The organism is Glutamicibacter sp. 363, from assembly GCF_052379505.1.
Taxonomy (GTDB): domain Bacteria; phylum Actinomycetota; class Actinomycetes; order Actinomycetales; family Micrococcaceae; genus Glutamicibacter.
Window position 1 is genome coordinate 1 of the sequence record NZ_JBQSYR010000046.1, and the last position, 15,221, is coordinate 15,221.

The 15,221-nt window shown below is 57.6% G+C and carries 17 protein-coding genes; 8 read left to right on the forward strand and 9 right to left on the reverse strand.

From position 1 onward, the window contains the following. Positions 1 to 749: 749 nt before the first annotated feature. The gene (locus ACT3UA_RS18020; protein WP_444617733.1) at positions 750 to 929 is read right to left on the reverse strand and encodes a hypothetical protein; all 180 of its coding nucleotides are present in this window, start codon (positions 927 to 929) and stop codon (positions 750 to 752) included. A gap of 420 nt (positions 930 to 1,349) precedes the next feature. Here ACT3UA_RS18020 and ACT3UA_RS18025 point away from each other — a divergent pair, with 420 nt between their 5' ends. Together ACT3UA_RS18025 and ACT3UA_RS18030 are read left to right on the forward strand one after the other, a co-directional pair. Beyond that, positions 1,350 to 2,003: a DUF4956 domain-containing protein gene (locus ACT3UA_RS18025; RefSeq protein WP_444617735.1), complete on the forward strand. Its 654-nt coding sequence runs from the start codon at positions 1,350 to 1,352 to the stop codon at positions 2,001 to 2,003. Further along, on the forward strand, positions 2,000 to 2,839 hold the full coding sequence (locus tag ACT3UA_RS18030; RefSeq protein WP_444617737.1) for a polyphosphate polymerase domain-containing protein: 840 nt from the start codon (positions 2,000 to 2,002) through the stop codon (positions 2,837 to 2,839). The genes ACT3UA_RS18025 and ACT3UA_RS18030 overlap by 4 nt, the downstream gene beginning before the upstream one ends. A gap of 457 nt (positions 2,840 to 3,296) precedes the next feature. On the opposite strand, the gene ACT3UA_RS18035 is transcribed toward ACT3UA_RS18030, so the two are convergent. The 5 genes from ACT3UA_RS18035 to ACT3UA_RS18055 all read right to left on the reverse strand — a co-directional run bounded on the left by ACT3UA_RS18035 (position 3,297) and on the right by ACT3UA_RS18055 (position 7,434). Next, the gene (locus ACT3UA_RS18035) at positions 3,297 to 3,806 is read right to left on the reverse strand and encodes a hypothetical protein (protein WP_444617739.1); all 510 of its coding nucleotides are present in this window, start codon (positions 3,804 to 3,806) and stop codon (positions 3,297 to 3,299) included. Positions 3,807 to 4,109: 303 nt separating this feature from the next. Next, the gene (locus ACT3UA_RS18040) at positions 4,110 to 4,778 is read right to left on the reverse strand and encodes a response regulator transcription factor (RefSeq protein ID WP_096285769.1); all 669 of its coding nucleotides are present in this window, start codon (positions 4,776 to 4,778) and stop codon (positions 4,110 to 4,112) included. Continuing rightward, positions 4,775 to 6,217 carry a sensor histidine kinase gene (locus tag ACT3UA_RS18045; RefSeq protein ID WP_444617741.1) on the reverse strand — a complete coding sequence of 481 codons (1,443 nt, stop codon included), beginning with the start codon at positions 6,215 to 6,217 and terminating at the stop codon, positions 4,775 to 4,777. The genes ACT3UA_RS18040 and ACT3UA_RS18045 overlap by 4 nt, the downstream gene beginning before the upstream one ends. Further along, positions 6,207 to 6,653: a hypothetical protein gene (locus tag ACT3UA_RS18050; RefSeq protein WP_444617743.1), complete on the reverse strand. Its 447-nt coding sequence runs from the start codon at positions 6,651 to 6,653 to the stop codon at positions 6,207 to 6,209. The genes ACT3UA_RS18045 and ACT3UA_RS18050 overlap by 11 nt, the downstream gene beginning before the upstream one ends. A 295-nt stretch (positions 6,654 to 6,948) precedes the next feature. Beyond that, the gene (locus ACT3UA_RS18055; protein ID WP_444617745.1) at positions 6,949 to 7,434 is read right to left on the reverse strand and encodes an Lrp/AsnC family transcriptional regulator; all 486 of its coding nucleotides are present in this window, start codon (positions 7,432 to 7,434) and stop codon (positions 6,949 to 6,951) included. A gap of 106 nt (positions 7,435 to 7,540) precedes the next feature. Here ACT3UA_RS18055 and kynU point away from each other — a divergent pair, with 106 nt between their 5' ends. The 3 genes from kynU (at position 7,541) to ACT3UA_RS18070 (ending at position 11,012) form a co-directional block, all read left to right on the forward strand. Beyond that, the gene (kynU, locus tag ACT3UA_RS18060) at positions 7,541 to 8,821 is read left to right on the forward strand and encodes a kynureninase (protein WP_444617747.1); all 1,281 of its coding nucleotides are present in this window, start codon (positions 7,541 to 7,543) and stop codon (positions 8,819 to 8,821) included. Between the two features lie 122 nt (positions 8,822 to 8,943). Further along, entirely contained in the window at positions 8,944 to 10,323 is a 1,380-nt protein-coding gene (locus ACT3UA_RS18065; RefSeq protein WP_444617749.1) for an amino acid permease, read from the forward strand. Positions 10,324 to 10,388: 65 nt separating this feature from the next. After that, on the forward strand, positions 10,389 to 11,012 hold the full coding sequence (locus tag ACT3UA_RS18070) for a thymidine kinase (protein WP_096285761.1): 624 nt from the start codon (positions 10,389 to 10,391) through the stop codon (positions 11,010 to 11,012). A 15-nt stretch (positions 11,013 to 11,027) separates the two neighbouring features. Here the strand turns inward: ACT3UA_RS18070 and ACT3UA_RS18075 are convergent, their stop codons facing one another. Further along, positions 11,028 to 11,567: a TetR family transcriptional regulator gene (locus ACT3UA_RS18075; protein WP_096285759.1), complete on the reverse strand. Its 540-nt coding sequence runs from the start codon at positions 11,565 to 11,567 to the stop codon at positions 11,028 to 11,030. A 61-nt stretch (positions 11,568 to 11,628) separates the two neighbouring features. Continuing rightward, complete coding sequence (locus ACT3UA_RS18080) at positions 11,629 to 12,192, reverse strand: small multidrug efflux protein (protein WP_096285757.1); 564 nt, start codon at positions 12,190 to 12,192, stop codon at positions 11,629 to 11,631. 146 nt (positions 12,193 to 12,338) lie between these two features. On the opposite strand from ACT3UA_RS18080, the gene ACT3UA_RS18085 reads away from it, so the two are divergent. The 3 genes from ACT3UA_RS18085 to ACT3UA_RS18095 are packed head-to-tail and all read left to right on the forward strand — an operon-like array spanning position 12,339 to position 14,511. Continuing rightward, positions 12,339 to 13,556, forward strand: coding sequence for a sensor histidine kinase (locus ACT3UA_RS18085; RefSeq protein WP_096285755.1), 1,218 nt, complete (start codon positions 12,339 to 12,341; stop codon positions 13,554 to 13,556). Next, on the forward strand, positions 13,556 to 14,161 hold the full coding sequence (locus ACT3UA_RS18090) for a response regulator (RefSeq protein WP_444617755.1): 606 nt from the start codon (positions 13,556 to 13,558) through the stop codon (positions 14,159 to 14,161). Before ACT3UA_RS18085 ends, ACT3UA_RS18090 begins: the two co-directional genes overlap by 1 nt. Before the next feature lie 14 nt (positions 14,162 to 14,175). Beyond that, positions 14,176 to 14,511: a hypothetical protein gene (locus tag ACT3UA_RS18095; protein WP_096285753.1), complete on the forward strand. Its 336-nt coding sequence runs from the start codon at positions 14,176 to 14,178 to the stop codon at positions 14,509 to 14,511. A 41-nt stretch (positions 14,512 to 14,552) separates the two neighbouring features. On the opposite strand, the gene ACT3UA_RS18100 is transcribed toward ACT3UA_RS18095, so the two are convergent. Further along, a partial coding sequence (locus ACT3UA_RS18100) for a MerR family transcriptional regulator (RefSeq protein WP_444617753.1) occupies positions 14,553 to 15,221 on the reverse strand: 669 nt, incomplete at its 5' end.

Consider the following 15,221-nt stretch of genomic DNA (forward strand, 5'->3'; position numbering starts at 1 on the left):
TGCCCTTGAACTAGTGCGTGGTTTCGCCTATGGCAGGTATCTGAACTTCCTCGTGCCGCTAAGGGGTCTGCATGCCGTCCACCGTTAAAAGGCGTTGCTAGTTGCGGAAGCCTTCGCGAAATGATGCCGGAAACACTAGTTGCGACCTTACCAGCGCCGGCTGCGCCTCCCGCTCCGAGCCCGAACCCTAGCGCCGCCGTAAAAGTGTAATCTGACCAGGAGTGCTGTTTTCCGTCAGTAGTCATGTTCGTGACATTGCTCGAAGCACCTCCGCCACCGGCGGCATAGGCTCCTCGAGTTGCTTTTCGATTCAGGAGTCGCTGGCCGGCTTTATGCACGAATCGCGTTGAGCCTGATTTGATGGCGCCAATTGATGCGTGAGCCCCCTTGGCTAGAACGCTGGCGAGGCCACCAGAAGGTGCACCACCGAGTGCTCCAATACCCATGTCTCTCCACACGTTTTTGGCGTCAATTGTACCTGTGGTCGCTTGCTGCGCGATCAGCGAGGCTCCTCCTGAAGTTAGCGCACCTGTAGCTGCGCCCATTAATACTAGCCCAGCTGGTCCACCGACACCGGTGAACATGAGAGCTGCGCCAGCAACAATCATCGCCGTTCCAGCGATGTATGGATGTTTTCAATCCAATTCCCAGCTTCTCGCCAAGCATTTCCAACGAAGCACTCGTTGATCCCTTCTACGATTGAGTCGCCAACATAATTGGCTCTGCGTGGCGTCTGAGTAAGCCTTGAGTTATTCTGCCGTCACCGTTGGCAAGCCCAGCGGGTCGATCTGGTGTATTGGATCGGAGCCTGCGGGATCGCCAAGTGTATCGACCCATAGCTTCTGTTCCACGGGATCGCCCACTGGGTCTCCCATTACAGGGTCCACGACGGTGGTATTGATGGTGGACAAGCGGCCGGGGGATCCCATTCGAAGTGCAGTTACATCGAATCAGTGCGTTCGCTGATCTGTCGGCCAGCATCATCGTAAACGTAGGTTACGGATTCCACAGTCCTGTCAGGTGCCGTGCCGGTGCGTGAAAGTCATTGTTGAAGAGTCAGGATGGGATTAACTCGCTGGGTTTTCAGGAGTTAGAGAATCGTTTTTGAACTGCGACCGCCATGGCATGCTGCGACTCGGCCCACATTTTAATACGCGGGTATACCCGAGCGGGAATGCGGCGGCGAATCCGACCATGACCTCATCGTTTGAATTACGCGTTACGGAAGTATGCCAACTGGATGAAAATGAGATCGTTCTCATCAAGTTCTACTTTAGGGCTCATCTTGTTAACCTAAAGTTCAATTTAGTGAACGAATCACCACATCATCGCAGTGAAGGGAATCCGCCATGCTGTCATTCTGGTTGGCACTAGCTTCTAACGTTATCGGCATTACCGTCCTCGTCTATTTCGTATATTTCCGCCGTCATTTCCGGCGAGATCTGGTTTTGGCCTACATCGCCTTGAGCATGGGTATTTTCGCCGTGACGATGCTGCTCTCGGGCAGCGGAGCTGGAATGGGCTTGGGGCTTGGCCTCTTCGGCATCCTCTCGATCATTAGGCTGCGTTCGGATACCTTGACCCAAGAAGAGGTCGCTTATTACTTCATCTCGCTGGCGATTGGCCTGGTCAACGGACTTCATCCGGATCCGGCCTGGCTGGCACCGGCCGCCACCGGCGCGTTGGTGCTGGTCATGTTCCTCGCCGACCACCCGCGCTTTGCACCTCGCACGGATCGCCAGACGGTGACCTTGGAGAAGGCCTACCCGCAGAAGCATGAATTGGTGGCCGCGCTGGAAAAACTGCTTAACGCGAAGGTGTTGCGCACCGTGGTCATTGAGCTCGACATGGTTCGCGATCTGACCATCGTAGATGTACGTTTTCGCACGAATCAGGCCAGCAAGCCGAAGGCCAAAACCGATGTCTTCTCGGGAACCTATGAACTGGCCAATACGTTGCCTGCCTCGGATAACACTGCCAAGCAGGAGTCGTGGTCCAAATGACCGCCGAGGTGAAAACCGACTCCTGCGCGCGTGAAGCCATCGAAGCGGCCGTCATTGACCGCTCGCCGATAGGATTAGCGGAAGTCATTTCGGAAGCTGCCCTGCAGTCACGCGTGGACCGCAAGTTTCTGCTCACTCCAGGTGAATTTACCGCCCTCTCGGAGCGCCTAGGGGATGGTTTCAAGATCATGGAGATCGACGGGCTTCGCACCTTCCGCTATGAATCCGTGTACTTCGACACCGAGGACTTCGAACAGTACCGGGCTCACCGCCAGGGCCGTCGCAGACGTTATAAGGTCCGCTCGCGTACCTACGCGGACACCGGATTGTCGATGTTCGAGATCAAGACCAAGGGACTTCGCGGATCCACCGTGAAACACCGCGTGGAACAAGATCCGCAGTTGGCTGGCGAGCTGACCGCTGAGAACGCCGAGTTCCTCGAACAGGTACTGGCAACCGAGTACGGAGAGGAAGCGCCGGACTTGGCGCCGGTGCTCGATAGCTCCTATGTTCGTGCGACTTTCGTAAACCCCATCGACGGTGAACGAGTAACCTGCGATGTGGAATTGAGCTACGCCAATGGCGAGCAGCAGATCACCGGACCAGATCTGATCGTCGTGGAAACCAAATCTGCCGACGGACGTGGAGCTTCAGACCGAGCGCTTGCCGATTTGGGGATCCGCGAGGTCAGCATGTCGAAATACTGCATCGGCATCGCGTTATTGCATCCGGAACTGCCTGCTAACCGCTGGAGCCGCCTCTTGGAACAACGCTTCGGCGCACGGCGTCGCCCGGTGTCTTATCCGGCACCTCGCAGGACGGCAGTACGCAGCTAAACGCCAAGGTGTGCCGCCCTGGGGATTCTCCTATATGAACTGCTCCCCAGAAGTTGGATAGCGAAATCAGTGGCCAGCATCTGGGACGTTTTTCAATGAGTTCACGAAGCGCACTGACGCAAACCCGAAAAATGACTCGCTGACTTATTCGAGCAAGGTTTCGGGTTTTAGACAGCAACGTCCGAGCGGGGAGTCCGTGAGGGGGCCTGTACTGTACGTCGGGTTTATCAACGATGGCCGTTTATGTCTTTTGGAAAAACCCAAGAACCCCGAAACTCCTTTGAAGTGAAGAAGGGCGTGTTGAGCCGCTTTGCGGCTGGTCAATAAGATGGCCAGCGCTACGAGATTCGATTGACCTCGTTCACGCTCGTTTTTAGGTGCTCCAAGGCCGGGTTGGCCTACAAATCGGGAGGGAACCGTGCTTTGGTGTGTACTGACAAATGAGGCTTCTGGGACGCTACTTCATCTTCGCGACCAACGACGGGAACACTGGATTCTCCGAGGTTGAGTACCGGATTTTCTTCTCGTTCAGAAAGTTGATGACTTCCTTCGCGATCAGATCCATCTTCTCGTTGCTGTCCTGATTCTGGCTCCTCGTCGCCTGGTGGTACTCGCTCAACTCGAACAGGTCCGGGAAGTTCGGATCCAATATTCCCTTTTTGAACATCAAATTCTGGATCATCGTCTCCATGAATTCCTCGGTCATCTCCGGGTACAGGACCGTCGCCATTACGTCCAATAGAGTCGGGACGTCCTCGTATTCCCTCTCGAACCGCTCGGACAGAGTCTCGTTCCACGGGCATTCGCTCGGCGTCATCCACGAAGATGGGTTCGACTCCCATTCCGTTTCGCGTTCCGCCTGCCGGTTCTGATTGTCCAGGAACCTCTGGGTGCTCCAGTCGCGGCTCTCGCTCAGAGATGCTGGCACCGATTCCTGGTTCACAAGTGGCCTTGTTGATTGATTCATGATCTATCAGCTCCTGGTTGTTTCCATGCTCATCGCCGACCATTGAGAAGAATGCGTCTTGGTTCTCAAAAGAATTCTCACGAGCCATTTTCACCTGTTTGCTTTACATAACATGATGAACGCCGCCGAATGTCAAGTAGCCCGACCATTTTTCCGGGCTACGCTGATCCTCGTCGAGGGCACTAAAAGTTCAGTCCGAGTCCAACGCGAAGAGACTTGGTGGCTGGCTGTTGGAGTGACCGGAGGCTGATTCTGGAGTCGTTCGGTCCCGGTGGCTAAAATGTTCTCCAAGGGTTTTGCGCACTAGCGCGTGGCGGCTAGCCGGTATCCGACCCCGCGCACGGTTTCAAAGCGTTCCCCGCCGAGTTTGTTGCGCAGGTAGCGCACGTAAACGTCCACCACATTCGAGCCCGGATCAAAGTCATAGCCCCAAACACGAGATAGCAGCTGCTCGCGGCTGAGCACCTGGCCTGGATTGCGCAAGAATGCCTCGGCTAGGGCGAATTCTCGGGCGGACAGTTCAATTTCCTTATCCGCGATGGTGACCCGGCGGCGCAATAAATCCATTTCCAAGTCGCCGTGGTTCAGTACCGAAGATTCGCTGGCGCTATCTTCGGTACGCAGGCGCAAGCGAACCCGGGCCAGCAGCTCGTCAAAATGGAACGGTTTTGCCATGTAGTCATCGGCGCCGTTCTGCAAACCGGTGACGGTGTCTTCCACGCTGCCTCGCGCGGTAAGAATGATCACTGGCGTTTCGATCTGCGCTGCACGCATCCGCCGCAGCACCGAGAAGCCATCTTCATCGGGCAATCCGAGGTCCAAGATGATCAGTTCGTAGTCGCCGTCCAGGGCCAGATCGAAGCCGTCGCGCCCGGTCCCGGCAACTGCTGAAGTCAGCCCTGCGGCACGTAACCCTTTGGCGACAAATGAACTAATGCGAGGTTCATCTTCAATGATCAGGATTCGACTCATGCTTCGGTACCTCGTGTAGTTAGTGGGATATCGATATAGAACGTGGAGCCCTTATTCGGTTCGGAATCCACCCAGACACGGCCGCCATGGGCGGTGGCAATTGCAGAGACAATATTGAGGCCTAGCCCCGATCCATCTGCGCGGACCGAATTCTTGCCTCGGCCGAAGCGCTCGAAAATGCGATCGATGTCATCGGGCTGGATGCCGACACCGGTATCCGAGACCCACCAGCGCAATAAGGTATCCCCGTGGCCGTCTCGAAGCACTTCGTTGCCCAACCCGATTCGCGTTCCTTCCGGGGAAAACTTCACAGCATTGGCGCAGAGCTGCAGCATGGCTTGGGTAATGCGCGTTTGGTCCAGGTTAACCGTGGATTCGGAACGATAATCCACTCTCCAGTGGCGATCGCCCAAGCCCCGGGCTTTGTCCAGAATGTCGTCCAATAGCGTGCCAACCTCGGTTGGCTGAGGCTGGATGAAGTCTGCTCGATTGGATTTAGCCAACATGACCAGATCATTGATGAGCAGGCTCATACGCCCCATCTCATCCAGCGCTATTTCTTTGCTCTGCTGCACATCTTCCGGGTCGCGCGTGTCCATGAGCTCCAGGTGGCCGCTGACGATCGTGACCGGGGTGCGCAGTTCATGCCCGACATCGTCGAGCAGCTGCCGCTGCGACTTCAGCGCACTTTCCAAGCGGTCAAGCATTTCGTTAATGGTCACCGTCAGCTCGGCGAATTCATCATTCCCGGTGACTTCGATTCGCCGCGAGAGGTCGCTTTCCGAGATTTGATGCGCGGTGGTCTGCAGCCTGCGTATCGGCTCCAGGGTCCGATTCACCACCAGCCACGAGGCACCGGCCGCAAGCGCCATCACCAGGACCCCAACGGCAGAGAAAATAGCAAAATTCCGGTCATCGGCGCGTGCTTCTCCAAGGTAGTCATAGGCGAGCACAAATGCGCTGAAACTTGGATCTTCTGGAAGCTGCACCGGGACGATCGCCGCCCGATACGTGGTCATCTCCGTCTTGACGGTCCCCAAATGGATATGGCTGTCGGTTTTGCTCTGTTCGGCCCAAGCCAGAAATTCTGGGTCGTCCTCCAGGCGCAGCTGGACGACATCCGGTGCGGTCCACTGAACCTCGCCTCCGGCCAGGCCGAGCATTCCCTGATGCCGTGAAGGCAATGTGCGCTGCATGGCCGTGTAGAGCAGGTCCTCGGCCTTTTCGAAGTGCTGCAAGGTGCGCGGATCCACGCCAGTTTCGGCCAGTACGCCGAACTCCTGCACGGTACGCGACAACGAGTCATCGAGCCGTTCGTTCAGCTCGTGGCGTTGTACCGCGTAGCTCGCAGCGCCGGCGACGAGCAATGCCAAGCCAACGACTAGTAGCATTCCGGTGAGCACCCGTGCGCGAATAGACCATGAGCGCCTAGTCGTCATCGTCGTCTAGCTCATCGTCATCGTCATCGTCGTCATAATCGTCATCATAGTCGTCGTCATCATCGTCATAGGTGTTCGCCGAGGGTGGCAGCGGGACCACCGGCTTCTTCGTCGGCTTTGGCTTCACCGTGGGCTGCTTTGTCGGTTTTGCCTTGGGCGTTTCCGTGACGGTGCTCTTGCTTGGAACAGCGCTCTTCGTCGGGTCCTCGCTTATTGATGGCGAGGGAGAAGGCGAGGGAGTCTCGGAGGAGGTAAAAGTCGGGGAATTGGGAACCTCGCTGGTGGGCGAGGTGCGATCTTCGTTAATGATGAAGCCATTGCCCAGATCCTTGTCCATTGGGTCTGCGATGACCTGCCGAATACCTAAAAATCCCAAGAGCACTACGACGATCACGATGATCGACAGCGCGAGGCGGCGCAACGTTTCCAATCCCATGCCAACCATTGTCTCTGAGCCAGATTAGACCAAGATGAGAAGTGGCCTAAGCCGCCACAAATAGTTGATTGCGATACTGGTCCACTTGCGGCACGAACTTTGGAAATGGCAGCAGAGTAGCGTTCGGCAAAACATGTTTGATCGCGAGCAATGGTTCTGGAGTCACCGCTGCTGCTCGGCGGGCCTTGCCCGGTGCTGCTGCAGAGAGCATGCTCCGACGCGTGGGAGCCGCACGTTGAACCATCATCGGGTTCGACTCAAATTCTAGATTCTGCTGTTCAAGGCAGCCCGGGATTCAACGCAGGTGTTCGAAAATGATGTTCGTTTGTGTGGAAGAAAACGCATTGTTGGAGCCCAAATGGCTCGCAACGAACGTGCGCAACTCATCGATGGAACGGGCGGCCACGCGGACCAGCAGATCCGGAGTGCCACCTAGGACAAATACGTCACGGACCTGTGGCAGGTCGGCTAGGTTCTTAGCCGCGTGGAGCATCCGGTCGCGGGCTCGTGCGGCTACGACCACGGAGATCATGGCATGGACCGTGACACCGAGGAGTTTTTCATTGATTCTTGCCTCGTATCCCTCAATGATGCCGCGGGTCCGCAGCGCCTTGACCCTGCCAAGGCAAGTGGAGGGGGCAAGGCCCACGCGTTGAGCCAAAATATTGTTGGCCAGCCGCGCATCCTTGTGAAGCTCGACGAGAATCGCCAGATCGGTTTCGTCCACCTGAACGGAATTCGACTGGGCTGGTCCAGAGCTGGCCCAAGCTGAACCTGACACGGAATGGTCTCCTAGTTCTTCGCGAAAGTTCGAAAGTTGAACAAATCTTCCACTGTTGATTCTACGATGAATGCAACGGTTAGTTCTCAGAGAAAGCAAACAAGATATGAGTACAGTGGTCAGTCGCGAACAGTTGGAGCTATTGGATCACCAGGATGCGCTAGCCTCCTTCAAGGATCGGTTCCTATTGCCCGACGGGGTGTTGTACCTGGACGGAAATTCGCTGGGACCACTGCCGGCCGGTGCCGCCGAGCGTGCTGCAGAGGTGGTGAATGTCGAGTGGGGACAAGGATTGATCCGTTCGTGGAACAGCGCCGGCTGGTTTGAGATGCCCACTCGATTGGGAGACAAACTCGGATCCTTGTTAGGTGCCAATCCGGGCGAGACGGTGGTTACCGATACCACCAGCCTGAACCTCTTCAAGGCCTTGGCTTCGGCGCTTCGCATCCAACAGGTTGATGGCCCGGGCCGCCGTGTGATCATCACCGAACGCGACAATTTCCCCACCGACATCTACATTGCAGAAGGTCTCGCCGAGTTGCTGAACTCGGTCGGTGCAGAAACCGGCATTCGCTACGAAGTGAAATTGATCGACAACGAAACCGAGCTGCTTGCCGCGCTAGACGAAGACACCGCGGTCATCTCGCTGTCGCACGTTAACTACCGCACCGGCTCCATGTGGGACATGGCGTCCATAACCGAAGCGGTCCACCAAGCTGGGGCACTGGCAATTTGGGATCTGGCGCATGCTGCCGGCGCCGTTCCCGTAGATCTAAACGCCGCAAAGGCCGACTACGCGGTTGGGTGCACCTACAAATACCTCAACGGCGGCCCGGGCTCTCCGGCTTTCATCTGGGTCAACGCCCGGCATCAGGACCGCTTCTGGCAACCGCTCTCCGGATGGTGGTCCCACCAGGCACCCTTTGAAATGGCAGAGCAATACACCCCGGCAAATGATGTACGCCGATTCATGTGCGGCACCCAGCCGGTAACGTCCATGGCGATGATCGAGGTAGGCCTGGATATCGCGGTGGAAGCCGAGATGGAATTGGTCCGGGCGAAGTCCTTGGAACTCACCGACCTATTCATCGAGCTAGTCGAGACCCGATGTGCCGGACACGGACTCGAACTGATTACCCCTCGTGAGCATGCGCATCGCGGAAGCCATGTGAGCTTCCATCATCCGAACGGCTACGAGATCATTGCCGCGTTGATCGAACGCGGCGTAATTGGCGACTACCGCGAGCCTGCGGTGCTGCGCTTCGGCATCACGCCGCTGTTTCTGAGCCGTACGGATATCTGGGATGCGGTGGAGATCTTGCGTGAAGTTCTGCACACAGGCCACTGGCAACGCGAAGAGTTTGCCGTGCGAAATGCCGTGACATAGCAGGAATACTGGGCGCTGGCGCCCAGCGGCTCCCAAAACCGCACGGCCGAGGCGATAGTACGCTTGAACGCAGCGAGGCAGCTGGTGCCTCGCTGCGTTTTCTTTGAGGGGTGCTGCGCAACGTGGGAACTGAACCTGCGAACAATGTACCGGGTGGCTTGGGGCTGAAAAAGTCGCTTACCACGGCCCAGATGACCATGATCGCCCTCGGCGGGGCGATTGGCACCGGCCTATTCATGGGCAGCAAGCTTGGCATCCTGCTGGCCGGTCCATCGGTGATCATCAGCTACATTATTGGTGGCATCATCGCCCTACTGGTGATGGGCGCGCTTTCGGAAATGACTGTGCATCAACCTGTGGCAGGGTCGTTCGGTGTGTACGCGGAGAAATACGTTGGACACTTCGCCGGGTACCTGACCAAGTATCTTTACTGGTCCGCGTTGGTCTTCGCGGTGGGAACCGAAGTCAGCGTGGTGGGGGAGTACATGCAGTACTGGTTCCCCGATATTCCCGGATTGTTCTGGGTGGTCGTCTTCTCTCTGGCACTTCTCGCGGTGAACATGTCCAGCGTGAAGTTCTTTGGAACCACCGAATATTGGTTCTCCGCGATCAAGGTCTTCGCGATCGTCGCCTTCATAATCATCGCCGCATGGCTGGTATTCCATGACCCAAATGACCAGTTTGGCATCGCCAACTACAGCGCTGAATCAGGGTTCTTCGCCAACGGCATCTGGGGCACTTGGAATGCGGTGATCGTCGCAATTTTCTCTTATATGGGCATCGAAGCAATCTCCATTGCAGCCGCGGAATCACGCAATCCTCAGATCGCGGTGCGCAAAGCCTTCAAGACGACGTTCCTGCGCCTGTTGCTGTTCTATGTGTTCACCATGGGGCTGATCCTCGCGATTGCACCAACCAGCGAGCTGGTCAACGGCGGTTCTCCCTTCGTGACCGTGATGAGCCTGATGGGTGTTCCCTTCGCCGACTCGGTGCTGAACTTCGTGTTGATCGTCGCTGCCCTTTCAGCCATGAACGCGCAGCTGTACGCGGCGACTCGCATGCTCAAATCCTTGGCGGATTCCGGCCATGCTCCATCTCTCGCACGAAAGCTCAACGTGAAGGGTTCGCCCATCCACGCGGTCTGGATGTCTGCTGGCGGGATTGCGGTGGCTGCGCTGGTCTACGGGCTTGTCCCGGATGGAGGCCTGGGCATCATGATCTCGCTAGCGACTTTTGGTGCCATCGCCACCTGGTTCATGATCCTCATAACTCACCTAGCCTTCCGTCGACACATCGGCAAAGAACAAATCCGTCTGGAATTCAGGCTGCCGGGCTACCCGACCGCTTCGTTGCTCGGCGCGATACTCCTCGCGGGCTTGCTGGCCACCTCGTATTTCACCGAACAGTTCAGCTACACGCTGGTCTTCGGCATTCCGTTTGTGGTCGTGATGTCGCTGCTCTATAAGTTGGTTTTTGCCCGCCGTGCCAAAGTCCGGGCCTAGAACAAAAGCCAACTAAACTCGTAGGAGGTCTGCGCGGTGCAGGCCAGAACTTTGAAGGGGCAACTGTGGCCAAGCTGTATTTCCGATACGGGGCAATGAACTCGGGCAAATCAACGAGCTTATTGCAGGCCGCCTTCAACTATGAGGAACGCGGTCAGCGTATCTTGCTGGCGAAGCCGGGCGTCGACACCAAGGGGGAGGCCTCGATCGTTTCCCGTTTGGGTATTGAACGCGAGGTCGACTTCGTCATCAGCCCCCGAGGCGATGTGCGTCAGCAGTTCGCTGCGATCGCTTCCGGCGAGGACCCTGAAGCCTTGCTCACCCATGTTGATTCGCCTCCGGTCGCTTGCCTGCTTGTCGACGAGGCGCAGTTCTTGACGCGTGAGCAGATCGATGACCTGCTGCGCATTGCCGTGTTGGACAATGTCCCGGTCCTTGCCTATGGGATCCGCACGGACTTTAGAACTCACGCTTTCCCAGGCTCTGCGCGATTAATGGAGCTGGCGCACTCGTTGGAAGAGCTGAAGACCATCTGCCGTTGCGGACGCAAGGCAATGTTTAACACTCGTAGAGTGGGGAACCAGGTTGTTTTTGACGGCGACCAGGTGGCTATCGACGGGGAAGATGTCTGGTACGAGTCACTGTGTGCCTCATGCTACCTAGAGGTTTCCGGCGGGCGACTGAGCTAGGTCTTTCTAGTGGGGTTAGCCGCGTGGGAAAAGACCAGAAACTGCGCGCTGAAGTCCCCAATCAAAACCGTCACTTTGTGGCGCATCAACGTCCAATTGCACAAGGTTTTGACGGTAAGCCACCGAACCCAAAATGTGGTTGAGCAGTAGCTGCTGACCAAAGCGGGCATCCTCTGTGGACAAACCAGCAGAGTGAAGCAAGTCGCGTAGCTGCAGAACCGGATTGAGCTGCTCAACTTGCAATGCGCTGGCTACTTCGATCACCTCTGGGCTGTCCTGGATGGGAAGCAGAGCCAAGTACAGCTTGCGGCATAGCTGCAAAACAGCGTCGGCGGGTGTTGCAAAATTTTCTGGGATGACACGTAGCTGCTCGGTGTTCAATAATTTTGCGGCAACGGCAGCTAGTAGCTCTTGTTTGTTCTTCACATGCCAGTACAGCGCGCCAACCTGAACTTCGAGTTCTTTGGCTAAACGCCGCATGGAAAGGTCAGCTAACCCGAACTGTTGCAGGATATCGACCGCGGTATCCACGACGGTCAGCTGAGTTAGTGCCATGCCTTCTAGTCTAGACGTAGTGACGTCGGCTACCCGTGTGCACTGACCTGGCCGGGTTTTCCTAGGCTGCGACGTTGACTACGCTGGCAATGAAAATGGACAGCACGGTGGTCCAGCCGACGATTGCGACTGCCTGCCAGATGAGGATGCGTGCCTTGTTGATGCCGGCGGCAGCGAGCATGGTGGCGGTGAAGTGCGTTGGCAGCAGCAGTGGGCCGAGCAAGCTCACCCCTGGCACGCCGTAGCGTTCGAATGCGCGCTGGAATTTCATGCGACGGTTGACTTTGCGTTCGCTGTCCTCGGCTACCGGCGCAATGCTTTCGTGGAGCTGTGCGTCTTCGGTGCGGTTGGCACCATTTACTGCGACAGGTTCTTTGGCTCGTTTGCGGTTGACCAGTGCGGTGCGGGCACCGGAACCCAGTAGCACTAGCAACGCCACACAGATGAAGTTGCCGATGATGGCGGCGATGGCGGCGGCCACCGGGTTAATTCCGCCAAGAATGCCGATGGTTGCCGCACCTTCGCCTTCGATGAAGGGCACTGCGCCGGCGAGGGCGACGATCAGTGGCTGTACGATTTCTGGAACTTGGGAGATGAGGTTCTGGAAGGATTCGATGAGGTTCATTATTGTTCCTGTCGTGGGTCACTGGATGTGTGTGTAATACAATTTCATCGCGTTTTCGGTGCCACGGTAAGTGTCTAAATGTCACTTGTGACAGGGAGCTTTGCATGTTTGGGCCATGACAAATGTCATCCCCGTATACTGAAGAAATGAGTGCTCTTTTACCTGCCGATCCGACTGAGAACTTTGGCCCCGGATCGATTGGTTCGCGCAGGCTGAGTACGGGAATCACCGCCACTTGGTGGTACACGGTGGCCGCTTTGTTGATGTTTCAGCTCACGATCCTGCTCTTATGGGTCGGCGCGCTGGCCAACCTGGACAAGGGCACTGCTTCCATGGCCATCATGTCGATTGGGGGACTGGTGTGGTGCGCCGCGACGATTTCCTTGCTGATGCAATACCGGCGCCGAGATGAAACTGCCGGAGCCGCAGCGCAATGGCGCAGCATCCTGCTTCCACTACTCATCAGCGCGGTATTTGCGCTGGTGGCGGGTCTGAGCAGCGGGCTTTGGGTGGTGGGCGCGTTGCCCATCGTGCAATCGCTGATGTTGCTCAACTGGCCTCGCGGCGTGCGCATGCGCTTGGTCATCACCACGCTGGTATTACTTGGAGGCCTGTGGTTTATCGACCTGCCAGCGGTGTCCTCCGCCAAGGGGGACAGCTGGTGGACACTGGGAATCGCGACCATTGTGTTGCCAGCGATGACCGTCAGCTCACTGTGGTGGTGGGACGTGCTTGCCACACTTGACCGCGCCCGGGCGGCGGAATCACGGTTGGGGGCCACCCAAGAGCGGCTGCGGGTTGCGACCGACGTACATGACCTGCAGGGCCATCACCTGCAGGTGATCGCGTTGCAGCTCGAACTCTCCGAACGGCTGCTGGCGCGTGACCCGCAGGCGGCGCTGCAACAGCTGCGGCTGGCCAGGTCAAGCGTTGCCGAAGCCCAGCAGGGCACCCGAGATCTGGCCATGCGCTTCCGTGGTGTTCCGCTGCGCGACGAGATCGATAATGCGGTTGACCTGCTCAGGGCTGCCGGAACTTCGGTGAATGCCGTGGTGTCTGCCGAGGCAAACTCGGCACCCGCCGCCACTCTCGGGCCGATCATTCGTGAAACGACAACCAACGTGCTCCGTCACGGCGGCGGGAAGCGCGCACAGCTGTCGTTGAGGCGCGAGGAAGACCAATGGCGCTACGAGATCACTAATGATGTTGCAGCAGCTGCCAAGGATGGTGCGGATGGATCGGGGCTGCAGGGGATCAGCCGCCGGGTGGCCGAAGCCGCTGGCTCGGTTCAGGTGCAACGTGGAAAACATGAGTTCACGGTCGTAGTGCTGGTGCCGGCGATGAGTCCTAAGGAAGAGCAATGATGATCCGAGTATTAATCGCAGATGATGAGGCAATGATTCGTTCGGCGGTGGCGGCCCTGTTGTCTTTAGAGGACGACATCGAAGTGGTTGCCGAATGCGCCGACGGTGCGCAGGCTGTTGTTATGGCAGAGAAACTAAAGCCAGATATCTGCCTGCTCGATTTGGAAATGCCAGAACTTGACGGCGTCCAGGTGGCCGACCGGCTGAGCGGTACGTTGGCCGCGACCCGCTGTGTTGTGGTGACCAGGCATGCCGGCCCCGGGGTGTTGCGCAAGGCCCTGGCATCCGGCGTCGCCGGATTCCTCCCGAAGTCGCGAAGCGCCAACGAGGTGGCCGAGGTCATCCGCCGCGTCGCGGCAGGCGCACGCTACGTCGACCCCGAGGTTGCCGCCGATGCGCTAAGCGAGGAGCGCAGCCCGTTGACCGAGCGGGAACTGGACGTGTTGCGCGCGGGCCGGCGTGGAGAATCCACGAGCCAGATCGCCAGGGCACTCGGCCTTGCCCCCGGAACCGTGCGCAATTACATCTCTGCGATTCTGGCTAAGTTGAATGTTGCTACCCGCCAGCAAGCGGTGTTGCTGGCCGAAGAGCGTGGCTGGATCTGAGACATATACTCGAAGTGACGCTGTTCGCGCTGTCCGGGGCGGTTGCCTTATTTGGACAGTCGCTGTTCGCAGATGTTTCGGCACTGTTCTTGCAGCTAGTCATAACGTTGGCCTATCGGCTGAGCGTGGGAGTCTTTATCCAGACGCAGGCCCGGGACGTAGCGCGAATATACCGCAGAAATACCATGATTCTTGTGGTTGCCAGCGTGCTGAGCGTTTTTGAACCACTGAAATTTGCGGTGGCTTTGCTTCTGATGCTCGGTGCGCTGTTGATCGCGCAGCGTGCCTGGCGTTACGGCCATCCGGAAATGGAAGATAATGATGTCCCGCGGCCCCTGCAATGGATCTGAGCTCGCAGCAGAAGCCAAGGGCAGAAGCCCCCGGTGAATCATTAGCGGTTTGGATCGGTGACCGGCTGTTGAAGCTCGGTCACCCAATCGGTCTGGTCTTCGGACTCTGCGCGCACATAAAGTTCGCGGCACGGGCCGGCTGGAACGAGCCCACGGGCAAGCACTTCGCCATGCACCGCTTGCCAGCTCTCATGGATTCGATCCATGGGGCCGAGGTGAATCCCGCAAATCGCCTCGGGTACTTCCTCAAGCTCAATGATCTCAAATTCATCGCTTGGCGGGGCATCGCTGAGGTACCCGGCTATCACGTCCACGCCGTTTTCGGTCCCGGTGTACTGCGCAATCGGGGTGGTCAGCGAAGCCCCTCGAAGTGCGCCTGCGACCTGGTCAAATAATGGGCCGAGGGATCCGGCAATTTCGGGTTGTTCGCTAACGGAAAACCGGCCGGCCGCTAGACGCACCGCAGGCAGGGGTTTGTGGATTATCTCGATGTGAGACATGAGTTTCTCCTTGGTGATGAGGTCAAGACGCCGGGCGACATCTCGCAGCCGCGAGGTCGCCAACCGGTGTTCGGCCTCGACTTGAGCATGACGCACGCGCAGCAGCTCAGCGATATGTGCTGCATCCATTCCCTGAGCTAAGATCAGCGAGATGTCTTCGAGGCCAAAACCGAGCTGCCGCAAGGCAACGATCCGGTGCAGGCGTTCTAG